The 7,696-nt window shown below is 68.7% G+C and carries 8 protein-coding genes and 1 pseudogene; 3 read left to right on the forward strand and 6 right to left on the reverse strand.

Annotated elements, in window-relative coordinates; translation table 11 throughout:
- Positions 1-67: 67 nt before the first annotated feature.
- A complete protein-coding gene (gene upp / locus U9977_RS21015; RefSeq protein ID WP_322751004.1) occupies positions 68-691 on the reverse strand; it encodes a uracil phosphoribosyltransferase in 624 nt (207 codons plus the stop codon).
- A 63-nt stretch (positions 692-754) separates the two neighbouring features.
- On the opposite strand from upp, the gene deoC reads away from it, so the two are divergent.
- Entirely contained in the window at positions 755-1,543 is a 789-nt protein-coding gene (gene deoC / locus U9977_RS21020; RefSeq protein ID WP_322751005.1) for a deoxyribose-phosphate aldolase, read from the forward strand.
- Positions 1,544-1,625: 82 nt separating this feature from the next.
- On the opposite strand, the gene U9977_RS21025 is transcribed toward deoC, so the two are convergent.
- From U9977_RS21025 to U9977_RS21035, 3 genes are all read right to left on the reverse strand, one after another.
- Positions 1,626-2,342, reverse strand: coding sequence for a hypothetical protein (locus tag U9977_RS21025; protein ID WP_322751006.1), 717 nt, complete (start codon positions 2,340-2,342; stop codon positions 1,626-1,628).
- A 119-nt stretch (positions 2,343-2,461) separates the two neighbouring features.
- Positions 2,462-3,145, reverse strand: a complete 684-nt coding sequence (locus U9977_RS21030) for a DNA-3-methyladenine glycosylase I (protein WP_416210723.1) — start codon at positions 3,143-3,145, stop codon at positions 2,462-2,464.
- A 58-nt stretch (positions 3,146-3,203) separates the two neighbouring features.
- A complete protein-coding gene (locus U9977_RS21035) occupies positions 3,204-4,292 on the reverse strand; it encodes an adenosine deaminase (protein ID WP_322751007.1) in 1,089 nt (362 codons plus the stop codon).
- 261 nt (positions 4,293-4,553) lie between these two features.
- Between U9977_RS21035 and U9977_RS21040 the strand changes: the two genes are divergently transcribed.
- Positions 4,554-4,778, forward strand: a complete 225-nt coding sequence (locus U9977_RS21040) for a hypothetical protein (protein ID WP_322751008.1) — start codon at positions 4,554-4,556, stop codon at positions 4,776-4,778.
- Positions 4,779-4,809: 31 nt separating this feature from the next.
- On the opposite strand, the gene U9977_RS21045 is transcribed toward U9977_RS21040, so the two are convergent.
- Together U9977_RS21045 and U9977_RS21050 are read right to left on the reverse strand one after the other, a co-directional pair.
- Positions 4,810-6,093: a thymidine phosphorylase gene (locus U9977_RS21045; RefSeq protein ID WP_322751009.1), complete on the reverse strand. Its 1,284-nt coding sequence runs from the start codon at positions 6,091-6,093 to the stop codon at positions 4,810-4,812.
- Positions 6,090-6,602: a cytidine deaminase gene (locus U9977_RS21050; protein WP_322751010.1), complete on the reverse strand. Its 513-nt coding sequence runs from the start codon at positions 6,600-6,602 to the stop codon at positions 6,090-6,092. Before U9977_RS21050 ends, U9977_RS21045 begins: the two co-directional genes overlap by 4 nt.
- Positions 6,603-7,037: 435 nt before the next feature.
- Here U9977_RS21050 and U9977_RS21055 point away from each other — a divergent pair.
- Positions 7,038-7,696, forward strand: a pseudogene (locus tag U9977_RS21055) (hypothetical protein); the annotation flags it as partial.

Consider the following 7,696-nt stretch of genomic DNA (forward strand, 5'->3'; position numbering starts at 1 on the left):
TCGACTCGGTGGGTCCGCACCAGACGGCGCGGCCGGGAGCCGATACGTCGTTGATGCGCGGGGACAGTCAGACCGCGCCGAACTGGCGGTCGCCGGCGTCCCCGAGGCCCGGGACGATGAAGGCGTCGTCGTTGAGCCGCTCGTCGATGCTCGCGGTGACCACGCGCACGTCGAAACCGCTCGCGTCCAGTGCCGCGATGCCCTCGGGTGCGGCGAGCACGCAGATCATGATCATACCGGTAGCCCCGCGGTCGGCCAGCAGGTTCAGGCAGTGTGCCGCTGATCCACCGGTGGCGAGCATCGGGTCCAGGAGCAGCACCGGATACCCGGCGAGGTTCTCCGGCAACGACTCCAGGTAGGCGTGCGGTTGGAAGGTCTTCTCGTCCCGGGCCAGGCCGATGAAGCCCGTCCGCGCCTCGGGCAGCAGGCCGAGCGCCGCCTCCAGCATCCCCAGCCCGGCCCGCAGCACCGGGATGACGATCGGTGCCGTGGCCAGCCTGCGCCCGCTGGTCGGGGTGAGCGGGGTGGCCACGGTGTACCCGACGGTGACCAGCTCCCGGGCAGCCTCATAGATCAGCATGGTCGCCAGTTCACGCAAGGCCACCCGGAACACGGGCGGTTCGGTGCTCTTGTTACGCAGCACCGTCAACCGCGCCGCTACCAGGGGATGTTCGACGACGTCGACCCGCACGATTCGTTCGCCTCCTGCACAGTGCCATGGTCCCGTTCACTTCCACCCGCAATGATGGGCTGCATGGCAAGCATCTCCCCCGGTGAGGACCGTCCAGTCGGTGAGGACCGTCCAGTCGGAGCCGGCGGATCCGCGCCTGGCGCTCCACTGCCGCGCCGGTCCGAACTGGCCCGGATGATCGATCACACTCTGTTGCGTCCCGAAGCCGTCGGCGAGGAGGTCCTCGCGCTGTGCACCGAGGCGACCGAGCTCGGAGTCGCCACGGTGTGTGTCGCGCCCACCCACGTCTACCTGGCGGCCGCCGCGGCACGTCGTAGCGGCCCGGACGGCTCACAGGCCCGATCGGCCGATCCCGCATTCGCGGTCGCCTCGGTGATCGGCTTTCCGCACGGTACCCACCTGACCGTCGTCAAGGCCGAGGAGGCACGCCGGGCGGTGGCCGACGGCGCGGACGAGATCGACCTGGTCATCGACCTGGCCTGCGCGATGGAGGGGAACTGGCGGTCGATCGAGACCGAGATCGCGGAGGTACGACTGTCGGTCCCACCGCACGTGATCCTCAAAGTGATCATCGAAAGTGCGCTGCTCCCGGACGCGAGCATCGCGGCGGCCTGCCGGGCGGCTGAAACAGCCGGTGCCGAGTTCGTGAAGACCTCGACCGGCTTTCACCCCGCCGGCGGGGCGAGCCTGCGGGCGGTACGGGTGATGCGGGCGACGATCGGTGGCCGGCTCGGCATCAAGGCCAGCGGCGGCATCCGCACCGCCGAACAGGCACTCGCGTTCGTCGAGGCCGGCGCGACCAGGCTCGGCATGTCCGCCACCCGCGACGTCCTCGCCGCCGTCCCCGAATAAGAACGCCCGGCAATAGAGCCGTCCCCGAACGTCCACTTCGCGAAAATTCGGGGACCCTGGCACTCGGACGGGTCATCACGTGTCATTTTCGGGCCGACACCTCCTTCGCCGGCACATCCTTCGGCGGCACATCCTTCGGCGCTGGCGCCTTCGCAGCCGTCGCTGCCGCTGCCTCCGGCGACGCCGCCTTGGCTGACGCTGCCTTGGCTGACACGGCCTTGCCCGACACGGCCTTCGCCGGCGCTGGCTTCGATGACACTGCCTTGGCCGACATCGCCTTGGCTGACAGCGCCGTCGCCGACATCGCCCTGTTGGCTACGTTGAGAAACCTTTCGTTCGCGGCGGTGAGCTCCGCGGACTCGGCGCCGGCCTGCTGCGCCCAGGCGTCGTAGGTGTCGCCAGCCCGATAGCCTCGCAGCACCTCGGTCAGCCGTTGCGTGCTTTCGACCGCCTCGTCATAGTGCCGTACGACGGCCGAGGCCGGGCCGAATCTGATACACAGCCGCCCATAGGCGGTGCGAGCCGCTTCGTTCGCCTCGTTGCGACGCTTGAGGCATTCCCGTGCCTCGTCGTCGTTGTCCATAATTCCCCGGGACCACAGCCCGATACATTGCCCGGTGGTTCGCTGGGATCTCGCCAGCTGCTCGGCGGCGAAGTCGAGCACGTCAAGCCATTCCTTTCCAATGGCGAGCCGTTGCGACCGCCGCGACTCCAGCCGGCCCGCCAGCGCCAGGATTCCCGGCACGCCCAGGCCGGTCACGGCCACGCTGACAATCGCGAGTACCACTACGTCCGACATGATCAGTTATGGTAGCGGATCAGCCCGGCCCATCGGGACCGCGCGACCTCGCGGGGTCGGCCCGAGCTGGGCCCGCACCCTCGGACGCAGGCCGTGCCGGTGGACGGATCACCCACCGGCTACCTGTTCACGCAGGCGGCGAGGTGGTCGTTGACCAGGCCACACGCCTGCATCAGGGCATAGGCTGTCGTCGGGCCGACAAAAACGATGCCGCTGGCTTTCAGTGCCTTCGCCAGCGCCACCGACTCAGCTGTGGAGGCGGGTACGTCGGCGATCACAGCCGGTGCCAGCGGGGCCGCCGTGGCAGCGGGCCGAAACGACCAGACCAGCTCGCCCAGAGGGCCAAAAGTGGCGCGATCATAGTTCTTTCGCGCCGCCGGAGGCCCCGTCCCCCGGAGCAATACTGGCACGTCCAGCGCCAGGACCGCGCGGGCATTGCTAACGGTCGCAAGAATCTTCCGCCGGTTGCGGACTATGCCCGCGTCCGCCATCAGCCGCTCGACATCAGCCGAATCGAATGACGCGACGACCGTCGGATCGAATCCCGCGAACGCGCGCCGGAAAGCCTCCCGCTTGCGCAGAATCGTCAGCCAGGAAAGACCGGACTGGAATGCTTCGAGGCTGAGGCGTTCAAACAGGCCGACGGTGTCGTGGACCGGACGCCCCCATTCCTCGTCGTGATAGGCGATGTACTCGGGCGCGGACAGTGCCCAGGGACAGCGCGGACGGCCGTCCGGCCCGGCCACGACGCCGGTGCGCGCACGCTGCGGGCGCCCGGTGGCTGGAGCCGGGACGACGGGCACGGCATCGGCATCGGCATCGGCATCGGCATCGGCATCGGCATCGGCATCGGCCGACCGGCTACCCACCGGAGCGCAACCGTGCGAAACCAGGCTTGATCACATCGTTGATGATGGCGAGACGCTGATCGAACGGAATGAAGGCCGATTTCATGGCGTTCACGGTCAGCCACGAAATGTCCGACCAGCCGTAGCCGAAGGTGTCGACCAGAGTGGCGAACTCACTCGACAGCGTCACACCGCTCATCAACCGGTTGTCGGTGTTGACCGTCACCCGGAAGTGGAGCCTGCGCAGCAGACCGATGGGATGCTCGGCGATGCTGACGCACGCCCCCGTGTCCACGTTGGACGTGGGGCACATCTCCAGCGGCACCCGGACGTCACGGACGTAGTTGGCGAGCCGCCCGAGAATCACATCACCGTCCGGGTCGATGGCGATGTCATCCATGATCCGAACTCCGTGACCGAGACGGTCAGCGTTGCACCACTGCAGCGCCTCCCAGATCGACGGTAGCCCGAACGCCTCGCCGGCGTGGATCGTGTAGTGCCCGTTCGCCCGCTGCATGTACTGGAACGCATCCAGGTGGCGGGTGGGCGGGAAGCCGGCCTCGGCACCGGCGATGTCGAAACCGACGACGCCCCTGTCCCGCCACCGGACGGCGGCCTCGGCGATCTCCAACGACCGGGCCGCGTGACGCATGGCGGTCACCAGGGCACGGATCTTCAGCCCGGTCCCGGCCGAACCGGCGCGGAAGCCGTCCAGAACCGCCTCGATCACCGCGTCGAGTGCGAGCCCGCCTTCGACGTGCAGCTCTGGAGCGAACCGGACCTCGGCGTAGACGACGCCGTCCGCAGCAAGATCTTCGGCACATTCCCGGGCCACCCGAGCGAGCGCGTCCGCGGTCTGCATGACCCCGACGGTGTGGCTGAACGTCTCCAGATAACGCACCAGTGACCCGCTGTGGGCGCCACCGCGGAACCAGGTCGCGAGCTTGTCCACAGCCACGGTGGGTAGGGCGTCGTAGCCGACCTCGTCGGCGAGTTCGACGACGGTCGCGGGACGAAGGCCGCCATCGAGATGGTCGTGCAGCAGCACCTTGGGCGCCCGACGGATGGCGTCCAACGACGGTGGCGGGGCGGGCGCGCTCATCGTCCGACCGTACGGGAGCCGCGGGTCGGTGCCCACAGCAGACTTCCCCGCGCCGCGGGGAATTATTGCGATCATGCACGGTAGGACACACGGTGCTCTTCCACGATCCGGTTCTGATCCGTTACCGTTCGAAACATGTGTTTTCCATCAAGCAAAGACGAAAACCGTCCATCACTGGATGAAACGGATTCGGGCTCGGATTCGGGCTCGGGCTCGGGCTCGGGCTCGGGCTCGGGCTCGGGCTCGGGCTCGGGCTCGGCGGTGAGTCTCCGTGACTTCGTCGACTACGTTGCCGAGTACCTTGATCGCGCCCGCTCCGGCGAGGCATTTCTGATCATCAGCGACGGGCAGGCGGTGGCCCGTCTGCTCCCACCCGAGGATCTCGACCCGGTGGTCGCCGGTCGGCCAGGCGGTTGGCGCCACCCCGACCGCCACCTTGCGCCACCACGTTCCCCGCGCGGCATCACCAGCCTTCTTGCCTCCTGACTTGTCACGCCATGCCTGTGGACACCACGACCTACAGGTGGATGCGGTCACGGATCAGCGGTTCGACGACCGGGGGTGTGTCGCCGATCTCGACGGCGTTCGTGAGCGCTTCCAGTGCGGCCGGCAGTCGGGCGGGATCGTGGGTGTGGAGCTCCAGCAGCGGTGACCTGGCGCTGACCCTGTCCCCCACAGCCGCCAACCACCGGACACCGGCGGTCGCCGACACCGGGTCCTCCTTGCGGGAACGGCCCGCCCCGAGCCGCCAGGCGGCAACCCCGACGGCCCTCGCCTCCAAGGTGCGCAGGAAACCGCCGGCGGGCGCGTACACGGTCTCGACATGCTCAGCGCTCGGCAGAGCGGCATCGGGGTCGCCACCCTGCGCGGTGACCATCCGACGCCACGTGTCGTACGCCGTCCCCGCCGCGAGGACGTCCGCGGGGTCCGCGCCGCCGTCCAGACCGACCAGCGCCAACATCCGCCGGGCCAACGCCACCGTGACCTCGACCAGGTCGGCCGGTCCGCCGCCACACAGGGTCTCCACGGCCTCGGCAACCTCAAGGGCATGGCCGGCGGTCCGTCCAAGGGGGGTGTCCATGCCCGTGAGCAGCGCCTCGGTCGCCACGCCTTCGGCATTCCCCAGCTCGACCATGGTCTCGGCGAGCAGCCGCGCGTCCGCAGGTGAGGTCAGGAACGCCCCGGAGCCGACCTTGACGTCCAGCAACAGCGCGGACGTCCCCTCAGCGATCTTCTTGCTCATGATAGATGACGCGATCAGCGGAATCGATTCCACTGTCCCAGTCACGTCCCGAAGCGCATACAGCTTGCGGTCGGCGGGCGCGAGTCCGGCGCCGGCAGCGGCCATGAACCCGCCGACATCCCGCAGCACCGCACGCATCCGGTCGGGCGGGAGGGCCGCCTGCCAGCCGGGGATGGACTCCATCTTGTCCAGGGTCCCGCCGGTGTGGCCCAGCCCACGCCCGGCCAGTTGGGGCACTGCGGCGCCGCATGCCGCGACAAGGGGAACCACGACCAACGAGACCTTGTCACCGACCCCACCGGTGGAGTGTTTGTCCACGGTCGGACGACCCACCCCGGACAGGTCGAGGCGTTCACCGCTGGCAACCATCGCCGCGGTCCAGCGGGTCAGTTCCGCCGGCTCCATGCCCCGCCACACCACGGCCATCAGGAAAGCCGCCATCTGCTCGTCGGCCACAGCTCCGTCGGTGTAGGCGCGGACCAGCCAGTCCACGGCGTCGTCGGACAGCCGACCGCCGTCCCGCTTCGTCCTGATCAGGTCGATGACGTGGAAGGTCATGGACGGCCACCGCCGTTCGCCGGTCCGCCGATCGCGGCGGATTCGGCACGGATCTCGGCGGGTTCGGCACCGGGATCGGCGGGCGGTGGCAGCGCGGTGGACCCGAACGCCACTGGAAGAAGATCGCCGAGCAGACGCGGACCATCGGCCAGCGCTACCTGAAGATCCGGACCGCCGTGTTCGTGCAGCAGCTGGCGACACCGACCGCAGGGTGCGAGCGGGGTACCGGCAGCGTCCACGCAGGCGAACGCGACGAGCCGTCCGCCGCCGGACGCATACAAGGCGCCGAGCAGGTTGCATTCAGCACAGAGCGTGAGCCCGAAGGAGGCGTTCTCGACGTTGCAGCCAACAACCAGGCGGCCGTCGTCCACCACGGCTGCGGCGCCCACCCGGAGGCGGGAGTACGGAGCGTATGCACGGGCCGCAATTTCCCTCGCCATCCGCCGAAGGTGCTCCCAGTCGACAGCGCCCGCCGCCGGTGTCTCTTCGCCACCACTCGGCCTGCTCACCCGGAGACCTCCCTGTACCCGTCACATGCACCCCGCGCCCGCGATGCGGAGCTCAGCATCCCCCAGACGGGCATTGCGCAGGAAGCGGCATCAGCCGCCAGCACCAGCCGCCAGCACGGCATTGACCGGCAGAGGGCCGGACGCTGCCCGGTAGAGGCACCGCGTGTCGGGATGCTGACTCCGTGGGACATGCCACTGCCAGCCGATGTGACGATGATTACGAGTGCCCGGCAAGAGGGGCGTGGCGTCGCGGACACCGGTACCGACGGCAAGCAGGTACCGGCACGACCCAGGTACCGGCACGACCCAGGGACGGGCAGGACTCAGGGACGGGCAGGACAACTGTCGACACCTTCGTCCCGGGCACCGGCTCAGGCCGATGGTTGGACGACGGGCATCACTGTGATTTCCTGTTGGTAGCCAGTGGAGGATGCAATGGAGCAGCGGTCCGCCGACCTGGCCGCACCTGCACCCGCACCCGCACCCACGACCGGGGACAACGTCGAGCCGTCGACCGTCGGTCAGACCGTGCCTGCCACGCCGACACCTGCCACGCCGACACCTGCCACGCCGACGCAGCCGAGGTGGCCGAGACGGCTGAGGCGGTTACGGCCGCAGGCGCTGATAGGATCAAGCTACCTGCTGCTGGCCTTTGCGCTCACCATCAGGGTCTGGTCCGAGCCCGCCCGGAACATCATCGCCGGTAATCCGAACGACACCGGCCTGTACTGTTGGTGGCTTGCCCACACCGCGCATGCGGTAACCAGCCTGTCGAACCCGTTCATCACACACCTGGCAAACGCGCCAGAAGGAATAAACGCCTTCTGGAACACATCCGTCCTGGTTCCAGGCGTGATACTGACCCCGCTGACCGTCGTCGCCGGCCCGGTGGCATCCTACAACGTGCTGGTCGTCCTGGCATTCTTGCTCTCGGCGTCGGGCGCCTACCTCTTTGCGCGCACGCTCGGCGTGCGGACGGCCCCAGCCTATGTCGGCGGCGCTGTGTACGGTTTTTCGCCGGCACTGGTGGCGGCCGGTACGGGGCATCTGAGCCTGGTTCTCGCACCGGCCATCCCGCTGTTACTCTGCCTGGT

Source organism: Protofrankia sp. Cas8, assembly GCF_963555845.1.
In the GTDB taxonomy this organism is placed as follows: domain Bacteria; phylum Actinomycetota; class Actinomycetes; order Frankiales; family Frankiaceae; genus Protofrankia.